Annotated in this window: 16 protein-coding genes; 10 read left to right on the top strand and 6 right to left on the bottom strand. The window is 71.0% G+C overall.

Annotated elements, in window-relative coordinates:
- The first annotated feature begins 42 nt into the window (after positions 1 to 42).
- Positions 43 to 612, top strand: a complete 570-nt coding sequence (locus ACGFNV_RS12755; protein ID WP_393621846.1) for a TetR family transcriptional regulator — start codon at positions 43 to 45, stop codon at positions 610 to 612.
- Between the two features lie 23 nt (positions 613 to 635).
- Here the strand turns inward: ACGFNV_RS12755 and ACGFNV_RS12750 are convergent, their stop codons facing one another.
- Positions 636 to 1,055 (bottom strand): TetR family transcriptional regulator C-terminal domain-containing protein, encoded by a 420-nt coding sequence (locus ACGFNV_RS12750; protein WP_393621845.1) that lies wholly within the window; start codon positions 1,053 to 1,055, stop codon positions 636 to 638.
- Positions 1,056 to 1,229: 174 nt separating this feature from the next.
- Here ACGFNV_RS12750 and ACGFNV_RS12745 point away from each other — a divergent pair, with 174 nt between their 5' ends.
- Positions 1,230 to 1,622: an SgcJ/EcaC family oxidoreductase gene (locus ACGFNV_RS12745; protein WP_393621844.1), complete on the top strand. Its 393-nt coding sequence runs from the start codon at positions 1,230 to 1,232 to the stop codon at positions 1,620 to 1,622.
- Positions 1,623 to 1,716: 94 nt separating this feature from the next.
- Positions 1,717 to 2,322, top strand: a complete 606-nt coding sequence (locus tag ACGFNV_RS12740; protein WP_393621843.1) for a dihydrofolate reductase family protein — start codon at positions 1,717 to 1,719, stop codon at positions 2,320 to 2,322.
- A 347-nt stretch (positions 2,323 to 2,669) separates the two neighbouring features.
- Here ACGFNV_RS12740 and ACGFNV_RS12735 read toward each other — a convergent pair whose 3' ends face one another.
- The gene (locus ACGFNV_RS12735; protein ID WP_393621842.1) at positions 2,670 to 4,400 is read right to left on the bottom strand and encodes an IclR family transcriptional regulator C-terminal domain-containing protein; all 1,731 of its coding nucleotides are present in this window, start codon (positions 4,398 to 4,400) and stop codon (positions 2,670 to 2,672) included.
- A 91-nt stretch (positions 4,401 to 4,491) separates the two neighbouring features.
- Positions 4,492 to 5,778 (bottom strand): M6 family metalloprotease domain-containing protein, encoded by a 1,287-nt coding sequence (locus ACGFNV_RS12730; protein ID WP_393621840.1) that lies wholly within the window; start codon positions 5,776 to 5,778, stop codon positions 4,492 to 4,494.
- Between the two features lie 353 nt (positions 5,779 to 6,131).
- On the opposite strand from ACGFNV_RS12730, the gene ACGFNV_RS12725 reads away from it, so the two are divergent.
- Positions 6,132 to 6,776 carry a TetR/AcrR family transcriptional regulator gene (locus ACGFNV_RS12725; RefSeq protein WP_393621839.1) on the top strand — a complete coding sequence of 215 codons (645 nt, stop codon included), beginning with the start codon at positions 6,132 to 6,134 and terminating at the stop codon, positions 6,774 to 6,776.
- Between the two features lie 119 nt (positions 6,777 to 6,895).
- Positions 6,896 to 8,437, top strand: coding sequence for an MFS transporter (locus ACGFNV_RS12720; RefSeq protein WP_393621837.1), 1,542 nt, complete (start codon positions 6,896 to 6,898; stop codon positions 8,435 to 8,437).
- 106 nt (positions 8,438 to 8,543) lie between these two features.
- On the opposite strand, the gene ACGFNV_RS12715 is transcribed toward ACGFNV_RS12720, so the two are convergent.
- Entirely contained in the window at positions 8,544 to 9,053 is a 510-nt protein-coding gene (locus ACGFNV_RS12715; protein WP_393621835.1) for a MarR family winged helix-turn-helix transcriptional regulator, read from the bottom strand.
- A 109-nt stretch (positions 9,054 to 9,162) separates the two neighbouring features.
- Between ACGFNV_RS12715 and ACGFNV_RS12710 the strand changes: the two genes are divergently transcribed.
- Positions 9,163 to 9,954: a dioxygenase gene (locus ACGFNV_RS12710; RefSeq protein ID WP_393621833.1), complete on the top strand. Its 792-nt coding sequence runs from the start codon at positions 9,163 to 9,165 to the stop codon at positions 9,952 to 9,954.
- Positions 9,955 to 9,977: 23 nt separating this feature from the next.
- Here ACGFNV_RS12710 and ACGFNV_RS12705 read toward each other — a convergent pair whose 3' ends face one another.
- Positions 9,978 to 10,496 (bottom strand): GNAT family N-acetyltransferase, encoded by a 519-nt coding sequence (locus tag ACGFNV_RS12705; RefSeq protein ID WP_393621832.1) that lies wholly within the window; start codon positions 10,494 to 10,496, stop codon positions 9,978 to 9,980.
- A gap of 224 nt (positions 10,497 to 10,720) precedes the next feature.
- On the opposite strand from ACGFNV_RS12705, the gene ACGFNV_RS12700 reads away from it, so the two are divergent.
- A complete protein-coding gene (locus ACGFNV_RS12700) occupies positions 10,721 to 11,719 on the top strand; it encodes a sigma-70 family RNA polymerase sigma factor (protein ID WP_133928792.1) in 999 nt (332 codons plus the stop codon).
- 466 nt (positions 11,720 to 12,185) lie between these two features.
- On the opposite strand, the gene ACGFNV_RS12695 is transcribed toward ACGFNV_RS12700, so the two are convergent.
- Positions 12,186 to 13,172, bottom strand: a complete 987-nt coding sequence (locus ACGFNV_RS12695; protein WP_393621830.1) for a helix-turn-helix transcriptional regulator — start codon at positions 13,170 to 13,172, stop codon at positions 12,186 to 12,188.
- Between the two features lie 62 nt (positions 13,173 to 13,234).
- On the opposite strand from ACGFNV_RS12695, the gene ACGFNV_RS12690 reads away from it, so the two are divergent.
- The 3 genes from ACGFNV_RS12690 (at position 13,235) to pfkB (ending at position 16,663) form a co-directional block, all read left to right on the top strand.
- Positions 13,235 to 14,767 carry an MFS transporter gene (locus ACGFNV_RS12690; RefSeq protein ID WP_393621828.1) on the top strand — a complete coding sequence of 511 codons (1,533 nt, stop codon included), beginning with the start codon at positions 13,235 to 13,237 and terminating at the stop codon, positions 14,765 to 14,767.
- Between the two features lie 190 nt (positions 14,768 to 14,957).
- Entirely contained in the window at positions 14,958 to 15,719 is a 762-nt protein-coding gene (locus ACGFNV_RS12685) for a DeoR/GlpR family DNA-binding transcription regulator (protein WP_393621826.1), read from the top strand.
- Positions 15,716 to 16,663: a 1-phosphofructokinase gene (gene pfkB / locus ACGFNV_RS12680; protein WP_393621825.1), complete on the top strand. Its 948-nt coding sequence runs from the start codon at positions 15,716 to 15,718 to the stop codon at positions 16,661 to 16,663. Before ACGFNV_RS12685 ends, pfkB begins: the two co-directional genes overlap by 4 nt.
- The last annotated feature ends 158 nt before the right edge of the window (positions 16,664 to 16,821 follow it).

The raw sequence follows: 16,821 nt of genomic DNA, 5'->3' as shown, positions 1-16,821 counted from the left end.
GCCTCGCGAAGGTCAAACGAACCAGTTCGTTACCATGGCCGCATGGCATATGACTCCGCGGCGACCAAAGAGCGCATCATCACGGCGGCGACCGCCGAGTTCGCGGCGCATGGGGTCGCGGGCGCCCGTGTCGACCGCATCGCCACCGCGGCCAGGGCCAACAAGCGCGCCATCTACGACTACTTCGGCGACAAGAACAGGCTCTTCGCCGTCGTCCTGGAGCGCCGTCTCGCCGAACTGGCCGAGGCCGTCCCGCCGTCGGAGGATCTGGTCGGCTACTCGGAGCGGCTCTTCGAGTACCACCGAACCCACCCCGAGGCCCTTCGCCTGGTGATGTGGGAGGCCCTGGAGATCGGCGACGGGCCGGTCCCCGCCGAGGAGGAGCGCACCGCGCACTATGGCGACAAGGTGACCGCCGCGCAGGCCGGTGAACCGGACGCCGATGCCCGGACGCGCGTGTTCTTCACCCTCGCCCTGGCGAGCTGGAGCGTCGCCATGCCGCAGTTGCGGCGCATGGTGCTCGGCGCCGACTTCGGCATGGACCGGCTCCGGCAGGAGATCGCTCGTGCGGTGGCCGCGCTTCCCCCGGAGGGTTCGCGAGGCGGTGCCTGATGTTCAGGTGACCGGATGCCGGGCTATTCGCTCTCGGCCGGAGTGATGAGCATCCGCATGAAGGGTTCCATCAGGCGCAACGGATCGTGCGAGGGATCGAGAAGGGCTTGAATCCTCAGTCCGTCCATCATGGCGAGCACCATGACCGTCTTGTCGTCATCGGTCAGGCCCGTACTGCTGTGCGCGGCGGGCGCGGAATCGTCCCGCAACCGCCTGCGCAACCGCTCGCCGCGGCGGGCGAAGTACTCGTGCGCCGGATGGGCGGGGTCCGTCGCCGCGATGGAGAGTGCGAGCCAGTGGCGCAGGTAGTCGGGGTCCGTGAACTCGTCGGCCAGGACCTGCCCGAGTGCGGCGGCTCCCGAGGCCCCCGCCGCGAGGATCCGGTCGGCCTGTTCCTCGTCGCGCTCCTCCCGCCCACGAAGGCGCGAAGACGCCGAAGGCACGAAGGCACGAAGGCGGGGCTGTATGCAAGCCTGTGTGCGTGGCTCCGGCGACCGGCCCGTTCGTGCCGGGACAGCGGAAGCAGTGACGCCAGCACCTGTGGGGTGATCACGGCGAGTGGAACCCTTGACCTCAAGTCTGCTTGAGGTCTCAGGGTGATCCATATGAACACCGAGATGAGCACCGAAACCGCGGACATCAAAGCCATCGAACAGGTTGTGGCCACCGTCGAGCGCACACAGCGCGCCAAGGACGTCGACGGGTTCCTCGCGCTGTTCCATCCCGACGCCGTCTGGACGACCGCCCACGGCAAGGTCCTCATCGGCCTCGACGCCATCGCCGAGTTCACCCGCGCCGTCCTGCCCGCCGCGAGCTGGGACGGCGAGGTCACCTACGAGGCGGTGCACACGCAGTTCCTGCGGCCCGACGTCGCGGCGGTCAAGGTCCGGCAGGTCTACCACTCGGCGGACGGCGACACCGAAGGTGCCCCGCTCTACGTCATGACCAAGCAGGGAAACGGGAGCTGGCTCCTGCACGCCTGCCAGAACACGGAAGTGCGGGCAGGCTGAGGATCGGACGGTGACCCCTGCCGCGCCGCCGAGGCCCCACCGATGAGTTTCCGGTGGTCGCGCAGTCCACCCGTCGACACGAAGGGAGCGCACCATGCGCAAGATCATCGTTTGCACGTTCCTGTCGCTGGACGGCGTCATGCAGGCACCGGGCGGTCCGGACGAGGACGCCGAGAGCGGCTTCGAGCACGGCGGCTGGCAGAGGCCGGTGTCCGACGACGAGGTCGGCGCGGCCATCGCCGGCTGGTACGAGCCCGCCGACGCGATGCTGCTCGGCCGCAAGACGTACGACATCTTCGCGGCGTACTGGCCGACCGCCGATCCCGGCAACCCGTTCACCGAGCGGATGAACAGCATGCGCAAGTACGTGGCGTCCCGGACCCTGACGTCCCTGGAGTGGGAGAACTCCACGCTGCTGGAGGGCGACGTCGCCGACGCCGTGCGTGAGCTGAAGGCGTCCGACGGCGGTGACATCAACGTCGTCGGCAGCGGCGACCTCGCCCAGACGCTCATGCGGCACGACCTGGTCGACGAGTACCGGCTGACCATCCATCCGGTGATCATCGGCACCGGCAAGCGGCTGTTCGCCGACGGAGCGGTCCCCACCGCTCTGGAGCCGGTCAGTGTCTCGACGACGAAGAGCGGCACCGTCGTCGGCGTCTACCGGCCGACGGGCAAGCCCAGCTACGACAGCTACTAGGTTCTGTCTCTTCGCTCAGCGGTCGCGCGCCCGCGTGGCCTGCTCGAGACGCCGGCCGACATGCACGCCCTGGAGGCCGCCGCTGTCCTGGTGACGGTCGTCGAGGCCGTGCTGGAGGCGGGCGGGGTGTCGGACGTCAACTCGCTGCCTTCGTACCGCCGTGGCACGCGGCGCTCGACGAATGTGTCGGAATGTTGGCGGACCGGGTGGGCCCGGCGGATGCCGGAGTGGAGGGGGAGTGGGGGGGGGGAGTGGTGGTGTAGGTGAGGTAGACGCGTGGCCCGGACTTCGGAGCTCGCCGCTGGGGCGTGTGCGGCGGCGGGGTCGCTGTGAGAGGCCCGCCCCGCTCAGGCCGACGCGACGTGAGTGAAGCGTTCCGCCACGTGGAGGTCGGACTCGATGTGGCCGGCCGTTGTGATCAGCTCGGGCAGGAGGGTGTCGAGGCAGTCGTCGAGGGTGCGGCGGGCCGGGTGCATCGCCGTGTTGAGGGCGGCGACGACGCGGCCCGTGCGGTCGCGTACCGGTACGGCGATCGAGCGCAGCCCCTCCTCCAACTCCTCGTCGACCAGGGCGTATCCCTGGACCCGCACTTCCTCCAGGGCGTCGGCGAGGGCCGTGGGGTCCGTCACCGTGCGGGAGGTCAGGGGGTGCAGCGGGCCCGGGTCGCGCTCGGCGGGCGGCAGGTCCGCCAGCAGGACGCGGCCCAGTGACGTGGCGTAGGCGGGCAGACGTGTGCCGGGGGTGATGTCCACGGTCATCACGCGGTGCGTGGTGGCCCGCGCCGTGTACTGGATCTCCGGCCCGGAGCTGGTCTCGCTGGGCACAGCGCCGGAGCCACCCCGCACCAGCACCGCCAGCGACGTCGACTCCTGGATCCGTTCCGCCAGTTCTGTCAGGTGCGGGGTCGCGATGCGGGGGAGGGAGGTGCGGGACAGGGGCGGGAAGCCCAGGGACAGGACGCGGGGGGTGAGGGCGAAGGTGCGGTCGGTCGGGCGGGTCACCAGGCCCAGGTGCTCGTAGGTGATCAGCGCCCGGCGGGTCGTCGCCCGGGCGAGGCCCGTCGCCTTCGCCACGTCCGTGAGCGGCAGCTCGGCCCGGCCCTCGCCGAAGGCGGTGAGGACGGTCAGGCCACGGGCGAGGGACTCGACGAACTCTCGGCCGAGCTCCTGTTTGGACCCGCCCGTCCAGGTGGCGAGTCCCGTCGGGCCCGCCCCGGGCTCGGGTACGGGTGCCTCGCGCAGGTCGTCCTCCATGGCTCCGACCGCCGTGCGCAGGCGGGGGAGGAGCGTGTCGCGCAGGTCGGCCGCGGTGTGCCGGCTGGTGTGGCTGACGACGCTGGCCACGCAGGCGATCCGGCCGGTGCGCGGGTCCCGTACCGGTACGGAGACCGCCACCAGGCCGGGCTCGATCAGCTGGTCGTCCAGTGCGAAGCCGCCGGTCGCGGCCTGGGCCGCCGCACGCTCGAACTCCTCGTCCGGGGACGGGCGTTCCCTCGGCGGTACGGCGGGAAAGCCACGGTCCCGCGGGTCCGCCGCCCGGCGCTCGCGCCAGCGGTGCCAGTCGGGGTCCGTCCACTCCGTGGCGAACAGGGGGCCGGGCGCGGTGCGTTCGGCGGGGAGCAGGTCGCCGATGCGGAAGCTGAGGGACATGGCGCGGCGGCGGGTGGCCTGGTGGATGAACCGGATGCCGTCCCGGTCGGCGACCGCCAGCGACACCGACTCGTCGAGCTCGTCGGCGAGGGCGTCCGCGCGCGCGTCCAGCAGGGCGGGGAGGCGCAGGGCCGCCAGGTAGGCGTTGCCCAGCTCCATCACCCGTGGGGCCAGCACCGCGTCCCGTCCGTCGAGCCGTACGTACCCCATCCGCGCGAGGGTCGCCGTGATCCGGTCCACCGTGGACCGCGCGAGCCCGGTGGCCCGCTCCAGCCCGCTCAGGCTCACCGTGCCCCCGGCCTCGGTCAGCTCCCGCAACACGGCGACCCCACGCACCAACGGCGTCACCGCCTCGGCGGGCGGCACGGCGGACGAGCCGCCCGCCGCCACGGCGTCCGGCACGCTCTCCACGCTCGTCCTCGCAGGCATCGACTCTCCGCTACGGCATCCAGGGCCCTACGGCTCCACGGCACGCCTACCGTAATTGAGGCCCTCGGCCACCAGAACCTGAGAACCCATCTCACCGCCGTGTGACCAGCACCCTGTAGTTCCCCGCTGTGTCCGTCGACGTCACCGAGATGCGGATGCCGTGCCCGGAGTCGACGAAGGTCTCGCCCGGGGTGAAGGGGGCGTCGGAGAGTTCCGCGTGGACGTTGGGGCTGCGGGTGCAGCCGCCGGAGTCGGGTTGGGAGTCGTACGCGGTGATCGGGCCCATACCGGTGTCGATCTCCGCGTCGACGCGGTAGATCAGGACGCCCGGGCGGCACACCGCCTCGTCGTTGCCCTCCCGGGTGCGCAGCTCGACGGCATAGCCACTGCGGCGGTTCACCGGGACGAAGACCAGCTTGGGCCCACCCGCCCGAGCCAGCGGTGTCAGCGTGTACTGCGTCGTCCCGGGCAGCGCCGCGCAGCCGATCTGGGTGGCGTCCAGCCAGCCCAGCTTCCACTTGTGCCAGCCGAGCAGGTCGTTGTTGGCCCCCCAGTCCTCGCTCATGATGTCCCAGTGCCCGACCGCGCCCCCGCCCTCCTGGGTGTACAGGTCGGGCAGCCCGAAGACATGGCCGTTCTCGTGCGGCAGGACGCGGAAGCCGGTCCGGGCGTAGGAGCCGGAGCCGTCGTCCTGGCGGGAGTAGACGAAGGAGGCGTTCGACACGGGGACGCCGTCGGCGACGGGTGCCTCGGCGTTGCCCGCGAAGGTCACGGACAGGACCGTGTCGAGCGCGGACGGCCCCGCGTTCGGGGTGATCAGCACGTTCAGCAGGTCGTACGCCCGGAAGTCGACCGTCGGGTCGGCGGCGGCCACGATGTCCTGGACGAGAGCGCGGTAGCCGGGGTCGAAGGGCGCGCCGCGTTCTATGTCGTACGCGCGGAACGGCTTCGGCATGCGCAGCCAGTCGCGGACCGGGGCCTCGGGGCGGTAGTCGAGGCGGCCGTAGGAACTCGTGCGGAACCACTCCTGGGTCTGCGGGAAGAACTCGTTGAAGCGGTCGAGCGCGCTGCCCTGGCCCGGCGCGTCGGAGAAGTCGACCATCACGGTCAGCGCGCGGACGACCCCGGTGGCGCGGGCGTAGCCGGCCGGGGTCGGGATGCCCTCCGACATCTGGACGACCGGGCTGCCGCTGATCATGCAGGCGCCGAGGGCGGTGGAGGGGGACACCGCGACCGGGCCCGCGCCGGCCGGCGAGGCACTCGGGGTGAGGCGTCCGGAACCGGCCGAGGTGCTGACCGCGAGGGTCAGGACGGTCACGGAGGCGAGGGCGGCCACACGGCGCGGGCGTATCCGACGCCTGGTCGGCTGCGGCTGCATGGGTGGGCCCTTCCGGTCCGGGCAGCCGCCCGTCACCGGCTGCGCCCTCCCGATCACCCTGTGTCGGGGTGGTGGGGGGCGCGCGTTGGAGGGGGCCGATCGTGGGCTCCGTCCGTGGTCGCCCGCTCGTCGTGAGATGTGACTCAGGTCACAAGAAATGGAGGGCGGTAGGGGAAATTCCGGGGACTGATTCCCCGTTTAGCCATGTGTCCGAGTGAAACGGGGATCCCCTCCCCGGATCGCGGACCCGAACGAACCAGACAAGCCGAACAGGCCGGACAAGCAGAACGGGCCGCCGGATGGTTCGGATTGTTCGGACCGAACCACACAGCCCATCCACCAAGGAGTACGCCGTGCAGACCGCGCCCCCCGAGCAGCGCAAGGCATCCCGGCCGCGCGCCGATGCCCTGCGCAACCGGGAGCGGATCGTCGCCGCCGCCCGGGAGATGTTCACCGAGTTGGGCCCCGATGTGCCGCTCGACGACATCGCCCGCCGGGCCGGCGTCGGCAATGCCACGGTGTACCGCAACTTCCCGGACCGCGACGCGCTCGTGCGCGAGGTCGTCTGCTCGGTCATGGACCGCACCGCGCGGGCCGCCGAGATCGCCCTCGCCGAGAACGGCGACGCGTTCGGGGCGCTGGAGCGCTTCGTGCACGTGGCCGCCGACGAGCGGATCAGCGCGCTGTGCCCGATGCTCTCCAGCACGTTCGACGACAACCACCCCGACCTGGTCGCCGCTCGCGACGGGGTCGAGCGGATCATCCATGAGGTCATGGGCCGCGCCAGGGCGGCCGGACAGCTCCGCGCCGACGTGGACGTCGGCGACCTGTTCGTCGCCGTGGCCCAGCTCAGCAGGCCTCCCGCCGGTACGGCCTGCCTCAACGCCGACCGCTTCGTACACCGCCATCTTCAGCTGTTCCTGGACGGACTGCGGGCCCCGGCCCGCTCCACCCTGCCGGGCACGGCCGTGACCTTGGAGGACCTGCGCGAGTCCTGACCGATTAGTTCAGCGCACCACAGCAGTCAACTACACCGACGTTGACCGGCCGTCACAACGACGGGCCGTCCCCTTTCGACAGTCTTTTTTCGCTCCGAAGTCCCGAAGTGGGTACCTCCATGTCTGAAACAGCCGCAAAGGCTCCCGGCGCACCGGCCACGTCCGGTGACGCCAACCGCTGGAAAGCGCTCGTCTTCATCGCGCTCGCCCAGCTGATGGTCGTCCTCGACGCCACCATCGTGAACATCGCCCTGCCCTCCGCCCAGCAGGACCTGGGCATATCCGACGGCAACCGGCAGTGGGTCGTCACCGCCTACGCCCTCGCCTTCGGCGGACTCCTCCTCTTCGGCGGCCGCATCGCCGACCTGTGGGGCCGTAAGAACGCCTTCGTCGTCGGCCTCGTCGGCTTCGCCGCGGCCTCCGCGCTCGGTGGCGCGGCCACCAACGAGGCGATGATGTTCGGCGCCCGCGCCCTCCAGGGCGCCTTCGGCGCACTGCTCGCGCCCGCCGCGCTCTCCCTGCTCGCCGTGATGTTCACCGACGCCAAGGAGCGCGCCAAGGCGTTCGGCATCTACGGTGCGATCGCGGGTGGTGGCGGCGCCGTCGGCTTCATCCTCGGCGGTGTGCTGACCGAGTACATGGACTGGCGCTGGACGTTCTTCGTCAACATCCCGTTCGCCGTGGCCGCCGCGCTCGGCGCGTACTTCGTCATCCGTGAGCCCGAGGGCGGCCGCAACCGCAACCCGCTCGACATCCCCGGCGTCCTGCTGTCCACCACCGGTCTGGTCGCGCTGGTCTACGGCTTCACCCGCGCCGAGACCGACGGCTGGGGCGACTCGATGACGGTCGGCCTGTTCGTCGCCTCAGCGCTGCTGCTCGTCGCCTTCGTCGTCACCGAGGCGAAGGTCAAGGCCCCGCTGCTGCCCCTGCGCGTGGTCACCGACCGCAACCGCGGCGGTATCTACCTCTCGCTCGGCATCGCCATCATCGCGATGTTCGGCACGTTCCTGTTCCTCACCTACTACCTGCAGATCGTGAAGGGCTACACGCCCATCAAGACCGGCTTCGCCTTCATGCCGATGATCGTCGGCATGATGATCGGCTCGACCCAGATCGGCACACGTCTGATGACCCGGGTCCCGGCCCGGCTGCTGATGGGCCCCGGCTTCCTGGTCGCCGCGAGCGGCATGTTCCTGCTGACCCAGCTGGAGATCGGCTCGTCGTACGCCTCGACCGTTCTGCCGTCGATGGTGCTGCTCGGCCTCGGCATGGGTACGGCGTTCATGCCGGCCATGTCCCTGGCCACCCTGGGCGTCGAGCCCCGGGACGCCGGTGTCGCCTCCGCGATGGTCAACACCTCGCAGCAGGTGGGCGGCGCGATCGGCACGGCCCTGCTGAACACGATCGCCGCCTCGGCGACGACGTCGTACATCACGGACCACATCGGGGGCGCCACGTCCAAGTCCCAGCAGCAGCTGGTCCAGCTGCAGGGCATGGTGCACGGCTACACCAACGCGATCTGGTTCGCCGTCGGCATGCTGGTGCTGGCCGCCGTGATCGTGTCGGTCTTCGTCAACGCCGGCCGGCCCGACGGCACCACGGTGGCGGGCTCCGGCGAGAGTGTCGAGGACGAGCTGGCGGTGCCGGTCGTCGTCCACTGACGGCGACCGTCCCGCGGTACCCCTTCGGGCCCTTCGTTCGTACGGGGAAGGGGACGCTCCGTACGAACGCATCCAGGACCTGCCCCGGCCCGGCTGAGTGAGCGGCTCAGCGCAGCCAGGGCAGGTCCGCACCCGCTTCGTTGGGCTGAAGTCCCTCGGCGACGATCTGCATGATCTCGCCGAGGGACTTCTGCTGTTCCGGGGAGAGCCGTTCGAACAGCGCCTGCCGTACGGCCGCCACATGGCCCGGCGCGGTCCGCCGCAGCACCTCCAGGCCGGCGTCCGTCAGCACCGCGAACTGCCCGCGCTTGTCGGAGGGGCAGTCCTCGCGCCGCACCCAGCCGTTCTTCTCCAGACGGGCGATCGCGTGGGAGAGCCGGGAGCGGGTGATCTTCGACTTCATCGCCAGCTCGGTCATGCGCAGCCGCCGCCGCGGGGCCTCCGCGAGGCCCACGAGGAGGCCGTAGTAGATGTGCGGCATGCCCGCGTCACGCTGGAGCTGGCGGTCGAGATGGTCCTCGAGGAGGGTGGTGGCATGCAGGTAGGAGCGCCATACGCGCTGTTCCTCGGCGGTGAGCCACTGCGGCTCTTCAGCGGATGCGGGTGCCGTGTTCATGTATCCCACTGTAAAGGCTGTGTCCTTGAAAATTGAACAAAGTGACTGTATGTTGCATGAGGTAGAGCTTTAGGTTTCAAGCACTGATCCTCCGGAAGGAGTCGCCGCCATGTCCGCCGCCACCCAGGAGCGCATGCCCGCCCTGTACCTGAGCCACGGCGCGCCGCCGCTGGCGGACGACCCGATCTGGCCCGGTCAGCTTGCCGCCTGGTCCGCCGACCTGCCGCGACCCAAGGCGATCCTCATGGTCTCCGCCCACTGGGAGGAGGCGCCCCTCGCCCTCGGTGCCGTCCAGCCCGTCCCCCTCGTCTACGACTTCTGGGGCTTCCCCGAGCACTACTACCGGGTCCGCTACGACGCCCCGGGCGCACCGGAGCTGGCCGAATCCGTACGCAAGCTGCTGCGCGCCCCCGGCATGCCCGTGCAGGACATCCCGGACCGCGGCCTCGACCACGGTGCCTACGTCCCGCTGGTGGAGATGTTCCCCGAAGCCGACATCCCGGTGCTCCAGGTCTCCATGCCGACCCTCGATCCGGTGAAACTGATGGAGATCGGCCGCAGGCTCGCGCCCCTGCGGGACGAGGGCGTGCTGATCGTCGGCTCCGGCTTCTTCACCCACAACCTGGCCGCCCTGCGCCACACCGGCCCGGGTGTGCCGACCTGGTCCTCGGAGTTCGACGACTGGGGGCGCCGGGCGCTGGAGTCCCGCGACTGGGACGGCCTGCTCGACTTCCTCGACAAGGCCCCGGCCGGCCGCTACGCCCACCCGCGCACCGAGCACTTCGCCCCGCTCTTCGTGACCATGGGCGCGGCGGAGGTCAGCGGCGAGCTCGACGCGCAGAGGTCGGTGATCGACGGCTTCTGGATGGGCATGGCGAAGCGGTCGGTGCAGTTCGGCTGAGGCGAGCCGTCCCGGGCGTACGGCTACAGCTCCTTCTCGTACCAGGCCACGTCCCAGTAGCGGCCGAACTTGCGGCCCACCTCGCGGTACGTGCCGACGTACCGGAAGCCGAAGCGCTCGTGCAGCCCGACGGACCCCTCGTTCGGCTGCGCGATGCCCGCGTAGGCGCGATGCACGTCCTCTCCGGAGAGCGCCTCGAAGAGCGCCTTGTAAAGGAGCGTGCCGATACCTCGGCGACCGGCGTGCGGGGCGACGTAGACCGTGACCTCCACGGAGGTCGAGTAGGCGGCCTTCGGCCGGTAAGGGCTGGATGTGGCGTAGCCGAGAATCTCCTGTGAGTCCGTGGCCTCGGCAACCATCAGTCGGTGCGGTCCGTCTTCAGGGTGGGAGAGCAGCCAAGGGCGGCGCTCTTCCGCAGTGAAGGCCTCGATGTCGAATGTGATGGCCGTCTCACGTACGTAGTGGTTGTAGAGATCCGTGAGGGCGTCGAGATCCGCCTCGACTCCCGCCCTGACCTGCACCTCTGTACGTGCTGGCGACATCGCTCCTCCTCGTGTGGCCGGACAGGGTACTGCATGATCAGAAAAAACGAGGTGCTGGTTGGGAATTCTGTCCTGATTCCAGTCGTTGTTTCCTTCGGATGCAGGGCACTCGACAAGAGTCCGGAGCGTTCAGGAGGCAGAGAGCGCTCCGAGCGCCGAAGACCGACGAGTGCGTCCGGTGTCCGACGGACCACCCGCTGACCCACCATCGCAAGGGAGCACGCATGGCAACCCGTGCCGTCGCCCGTCGTCAGTCCGCCACCGGCGAGACGGCCGACTCGGCAAGCAGTGTTCGCGCCCACGCCGGCGAGATCGCCGACCGCGACCTGGTCGGCATGTACCTCGACGAGATCGCGCGTACACCGCTGCTCGACGCCGCCAAGGAGGTCGAGCTGTCGCAGACCGTCGAAGCGGGCGTGTTCGCGCGACAGGTCCTCGACGGGTACGAGGAGTCCAAGACGGACGCCACCCGTGAGGAGCTCGAGGCCCTGGTCGCCGAGGGAGAGCGGGCCAAGGACGTCTTCATCCGCTCCAACCTCCGCCTGGTCGTCGCCGTGGCGCGCCGCTACCCCCGCAGCGGCCTGCCCCTGCTCGACCTGATCCAGGAGGGCAACGCCGGCCTGGTCCGCGCGGTCGAGAAGTTCGACTACCGCAAGGGCTTCAAGTTCTCGACGTACGCGACCTGGTGGATCCGCCAGGCGATCACGCGCTCGATAGCCGACCAGTCCCGCACCATCCGTCTGCCCGTCCACCTGGTGGAGGAGCTCGGCCGGATCCGTCGCGTGCAGCGCGAGTTCAACCGGGAGAACGGCCGTGACCCGGAGCCCGCGGAGATCGCGGCGGAGCTCGGTTCCAACCCGGAGCGTGTGATCGACGTCCTCGACTGGGCCCGTGACCCGGTCTCGCTGAACATGTCGGTGGACGACGAGGGCGAGACCCAGTTCGGCGACCTCCTGGAGGACACGTCGGCGGTCTCCCCGGAGCAGTCGGTCCTCACCCTCCTGCGCAGCGAGGAACTCGACGATCTCATCGGACGCCTCGACCAGCGCACGGCCTCCATCATCAAGATGCGGTACGGCATCGAGGACGGCCGCGAGCGCACGCTGACCGAGGTCGGCAAGGAGCACGGGCTCACCCGTGAGCGCATCCGTCAGATCGAGAAGCACGCCCTGCTGGAGCTGAAGAAGCTGGCCCGCGACACCGGGTTCGACGCGGCGGCATGAGCCGAGTGCCACAAGCCGGCGCCGACGGGCGCCGGCTCGGCACGGCAGAGGCACTCCGAGGCGCACGGTGCGGGTGCGCGCCGATGCGTGCGCCGGGTGGCGAAAGCCCGCGCAAACATGGCGATGTAACGCCGCTTCAAAGCGCCGAGTCCGGGAACAAGAATCCACGACACGGCAGTTCGACCCACGAGACGGTGGTCCGACCCCGGGACATCCCGGGGCCCCTGATCCAAGTCCCGACGCAATCCCCCCCCGGCGCCGGGACTTTCCCCGAGCCGGGCTCCGGCGCCCCTCCCCCCGGGCGCCGGGGCCCGTCTCCACCTTCCCGCCGCGTTCTTCCCGTCGCGCCACATCGCGGCCGGGCCCGCGCACGACTCAGGCGGGCCACCCCGTACCTGAACCACGGGGTGACCCGCCCGAATGCCAGATTGTGCCACGCTCCACGGCACCCGGGCCGGTGGCCGTCTCACCCACCGCCCCCGGCGCGACTCAGCCGGCCCCCCAACTCCCGTACGCACTCCCTCAACTCGGCGGGCTCCCGTACGGAGAACTCGCACCCCACGACGGCGAGCCGGACCGCCACCCACTCCACCGGATCCTGTGTCCGTCCCCGCAACCGGCACGCCCCCTCGTCGCCCTCCAGCGGCTCCGGCCGACCCATCGCCCCCCACAACCGGGTGGCGACGACCTCCGCCGGTGCCCGGAAGGTGACGTCGAAGTCGTACTCCGCCTCGTGCGGGTCCTGCCGCCGCCGGATGGACCGCCGCAGATACTCCGCCGCGTCCCCCTCCGGCACCTCCCGCGGAGCGAACCGCACCCCGGTGGCGAACGGCTCGCTCACCCGGTCGACGCGGAACGTCCGCCAGTCCGCGCGATCGAGGTCGTAGGCGACGAGGTACCAGCGACGCCCGGTCGACACCAGCCGGTACGGCTCGGTCAGCCGCCGTGACGTACTCCCGTCCCCGGCGCGGTAGGCGAACCGCAACCGCTCCCGCCCGGCCACCGTCGCCGCCATGACGGTCAGCGTCTCCGGTGCGATGCTCGCCCCGTCCCCACTGGTCAGCGGCGTGGTCGCGGCCTGCAGCGTGGTCACCCGGTGCCGCAGCCGGGACGGCAACACCTGCTCCAGCTTGGCAAGGGCCCGCACCGACGCCTCGTCCACGCCCTCCAGCGCGTGCCCGGCGCCCGCGCGCAGCCCGACCGCGATCGCCACCGCCTCCTCGTCGTCCAGCACGAGCGGCGGCATCGCCTTGCCGGCCACCAGCCGGTACCCGCCGTCCGCCCCCATGCTCGCCTGCACGGGATACCCCAGCTCCCGCAGCCGGTCGATGTCCCGCCGCACGGTACGACGGGACACCCCGAGCCGGTCGGCGAGCTCACCGCCGGGCCATTCGCGGGGCGTCTGGAGCAGGGACAGTAGCTGGAGGAGTCGAGCCGGAGTGTCCGTTGTCATGAGAGTGAGAATCGCGCACATGTAGGTCACGATCAGACCTACTGGGGTCCTAACTTCTTCCCATGACCTCAACGGACACCCTGCGCACCACCGCCGACAGGGGCGAATCGGGCACCGCGGGCGACCGCCGGCGCTGGTTCGCCCTGGCGATCGTGATGACGGCGGCCTTCATGGACCTCGTCGACGTCACGATCGTCAACATCGCCATCCCGTCCATCCGGCAGGACGCCGGCGCCTCCGTCAGCCAGATCCAGTGGATCACCGCCGGATACGCCCTCGCCTTCGCCGCGGGGCTGATCACCGGCGGGCGGCTCGGTGACATTCACGGGCGCAAGCGGCTGTTCCTCGTCGGGATCGGCGGGTTCACCCTCGCGTCGGCGCTGTGCGGCTTCGCCGCGAACCCGGAGATGCTGGTCGCCTCCCGCATCCTCCAGGGCGCGATGGCGGCGCTGATGGTGCCGCAGGTGCTGTCGATCGTGCACGCCACCTTCCCGGCGCACGAGCGCGGCAAGGTGTTCGGGCTGTTCGGCGCGATCGTGGGGCTGGGGGCCGTCTCCGGGCCGCTGCTCGGCGCGTTGCTGACCGAGTGGAACCTGTTCGGGCTCGAGTGGCGGCCGATCTTCCTCATCAACCTGCCGGTCGGGATCGTCGGGCTGGTGCTCGGGAGCCGTTTCATCAGCGAGTCGAAGGCTCCGCGGGCGCTGAGGCTGGACCTGGTGGGCGTGGCCATGGTCGTGCTCGGGCTGCTGATGCTGCTCTACCCGCTGACCCGCGGTGAGGAGCTGGGCTGGCCGGTGTGGGGGTACGTGTCGATGGCCGGTGCGCCGGTCGTCTTCGCCCTGCTGGTGGTGTTCGAGAAGCGGAAGGCCGCGCGGGACGGCTCCCCGCTGGTCGAGCTGTCCCTGTTCAAGGTGAAGAGCTTCGCCGCCGGCATCGCGGTGCAGACCGTCTTCGGGGTCGGACTCGGCATCTTCTTCCTGGTGTGGACGCTGTACATGCAGACCGGGCTGGGCTGGAGCCCGCTGCGGGCGGGGCTGACCGGTGTGCCGTTCTCGATCGCCGTCTCCACGGCGGCGGGTCTGTCCGTGCAGAAGCTCGTCCCGCGCTTCGGCCGCAAGGTGCTCCAGGCCGGTGCGCTGCTGATGGCGGTGGGCGTGCTGATCTACATCTGGGAGTCCGAGCGGTACGGCCTGTCCATAGCCTCCTGGCAGATGGCGCTGCCGCTGGTCGTCATGGGCGTGGGCATGGGCCTGATCGTCGCCCCGCTCACGGACGCGGTGCTGTCGGAGGTCCCGCGCGAACACGCCGGTTCGGCGTCCGGGCTCATCAACACCGTGCAGCAGATGGGCAACGCGCTGGGACTCGGCCTGGTGTCCGTGGTGTTCTTCGGGGTCATCGGCGACGACCTGCGGCCGGAGCGGATCGGCCCGGCCTTCGTGGACGCCTTCCAGCACGCGCTCGGCTGGGTGGCCGCGGTGATGGTCGTCATCTTCCTGTTGATGTTCGCGCTGCCCCGGCGCCCCGCGCAGCACATCGAGGGCGCTTCGTCGGAGGTTCCCGGGGTGGCGGAGCGGGAGCCGCAGCCGGTGGGGTGAGCTTCTCGGTGCGGGGCCCGGCATCTTTCGAGATGCCGGGCCCCTTCTGATGTGTGCTCCTGGCATGCTCGGACACAGCCGGAAGTCCGTTCATGTCCGAGTGGAGCCCGAAAATGTTTACTTTCTGGAAATCCGGGCGTAGCCTCCCATCGAAACCACACGTTCGGGCATCGGTCGGAGGCGAACGGACATGTACGCACCGGAGCGGCAGCAGGAGATTCTCCGGCTCGCCCGTGACGGCGGGCGGGTGGATGTCGTGTCGCTGGCCGAGGAGTTCCAGGTCACGGCGGAGACGATCCGCCGGGACCTGAAGGCCCTCGACCGTGCCGGCCTGGTCCGCCGGGTGCACGGCGGGGCCATCCCCGTAGGCCGGCTCGACTTCGAGCCGGACATCGCCGAGCGCGAGTCGACCGCCGCCGACGAGAAGGACCGCATCGCCAAGGCGGCCCTCGCGGAGTTGCCCACCGAGGGCACGATGATCCTCGACGCCGGAACGACGGTCGCGCGCCTGGCCGCCGCCCTCCCCCTGGAGGCCGAGCTCACCGTCGTCACGCACTCCCTGCCGATCGCGGCCCGCCTCGCGGACCACCCCGGCATCCAGCTCCACCTCGTCGGCGGGCGCGTACGGCACCGTACGCGCGCCGCCGTGGACGCCTGGGCGCTGCGCGCGTACGGAGAGATCCGCGCGGACGTCCTCTTCGTGGCGGCCAACGGCTTCTCCGCCGAGCACGGTCTGACCACCCCCGACCTCGCCGAGGCCGCGGTGAAACAGGCCGCCGTCGCCGCCGCCCGCCGCGTGGTGCTGCTCGCCGACTCCGCCAAGCACGGCCAGGAGCACTTCGCCCGCTTCGGCGACCTGAGCGACGTGGACCTGCTGATCACCGACAGCGGGCTGAGCCCCGAAGACGCCGTCGCGATCGAGCGCGGCGGCACGGAAGTAGTGCGCGCATGATCCTCACCGTCACCCCGAACCCCTCCCTGGACCGCACCTACGAGGTCCCGTCCCTCGACCGTGGCGAGGTCATCCGCGCCACCGGCGAACGCATGGACCCCGGCGGCAAGGGCGTGAACGTCTCCCGCGCCGTCGCCGCCGCCGGGCAGCGCACTGTCGCCGTCCTGCCCCTGGGTGGTGCGCCGGGCGCGCTCGTCGCCCACCTGCTCGACGCGCAGGGCATCGAGGTCGCGCCGGTGCCGGTCGCCGGGGCCACCCGCTCGAACATCGCGCTCGCGGAGTCGGACGGTGTTCTGACGAAGATCAACGCTCCCGGGCCCGAGCTGTCCGCCGCCGAGCAGGAACTGCTCCTGGAGACCGTGCGCGAGCAGTCCCGCGACGCCTCCTGGATCGCCTGCTGCGGCAGCCTGCCGCGCGGACTCGCCCCGTCCTGGTACGCCGACCTGGTCGCCCGGGTGCACGCCGCCGGCATGCGCATCGCGCTGGACACCTCCGGCCCCGCCCTCCTCGCGGCGCTGCGCGAGCGGCCCGACGTGGTGAAGCCGAACGCCGAGGAACTCGCGGAGGCCGTCGGACGCCCGCTGGCCACGGTGGGCGACGCGGTGAAGGCGGCCGAGGAACTGCGCGAGAGGGGCGCGGGTGCCGTCCTGGCCAGCCTGGGCGCCGACGGGCAGCTGCTCGTCGACGCCCACGGCGCCTGGTTCGGCAGCGCGCGGGTAGACGTCGTCCGCAGCAACGTCGGCGCGGGCGACTCCTCGCTCGCCGGCTTCCTGATCGCCGGCGGCAGCGGGCCCGACGCGCTCGCCTCCGCCGTCGCGCACGGCGCCGCCGCCGTACAGCTGCCGGGCAGCGAGATGCCGAAGCCGGACGACCTGGACCCCGCTGTGGTGACGGTCACGGCGGACGTGCCGATGGATCGCGTATTGAAGGAGCCGGTGGCATGAGCGTCCGCGCAGCGACGACGGCCCGACCATCCGCCCTGGAGCGGCGAGGCTCCCTGTTACTCGCCGCGACGGACGGGACGCGGGGCACCCTGAGCCGCCCCGCCGTCCCGAGGAGGCGGGGTTTCCCCGGCCCCGCCTCCACCACTCCCGTCACCCCC

The organism is Streptomyces sp. NPDC048751 (assembly GCF_043198595.1).
Classification (GTDB): Bacteria; Actinomycetota; Actinomycetes; order Streptomycetales; family Streptomycetaceae; genus Streptomyces.
Note: the sequence above shows the minus strand (reverse complement) of the source record. Positions and strands in the feature narration are given on the sequence as shown.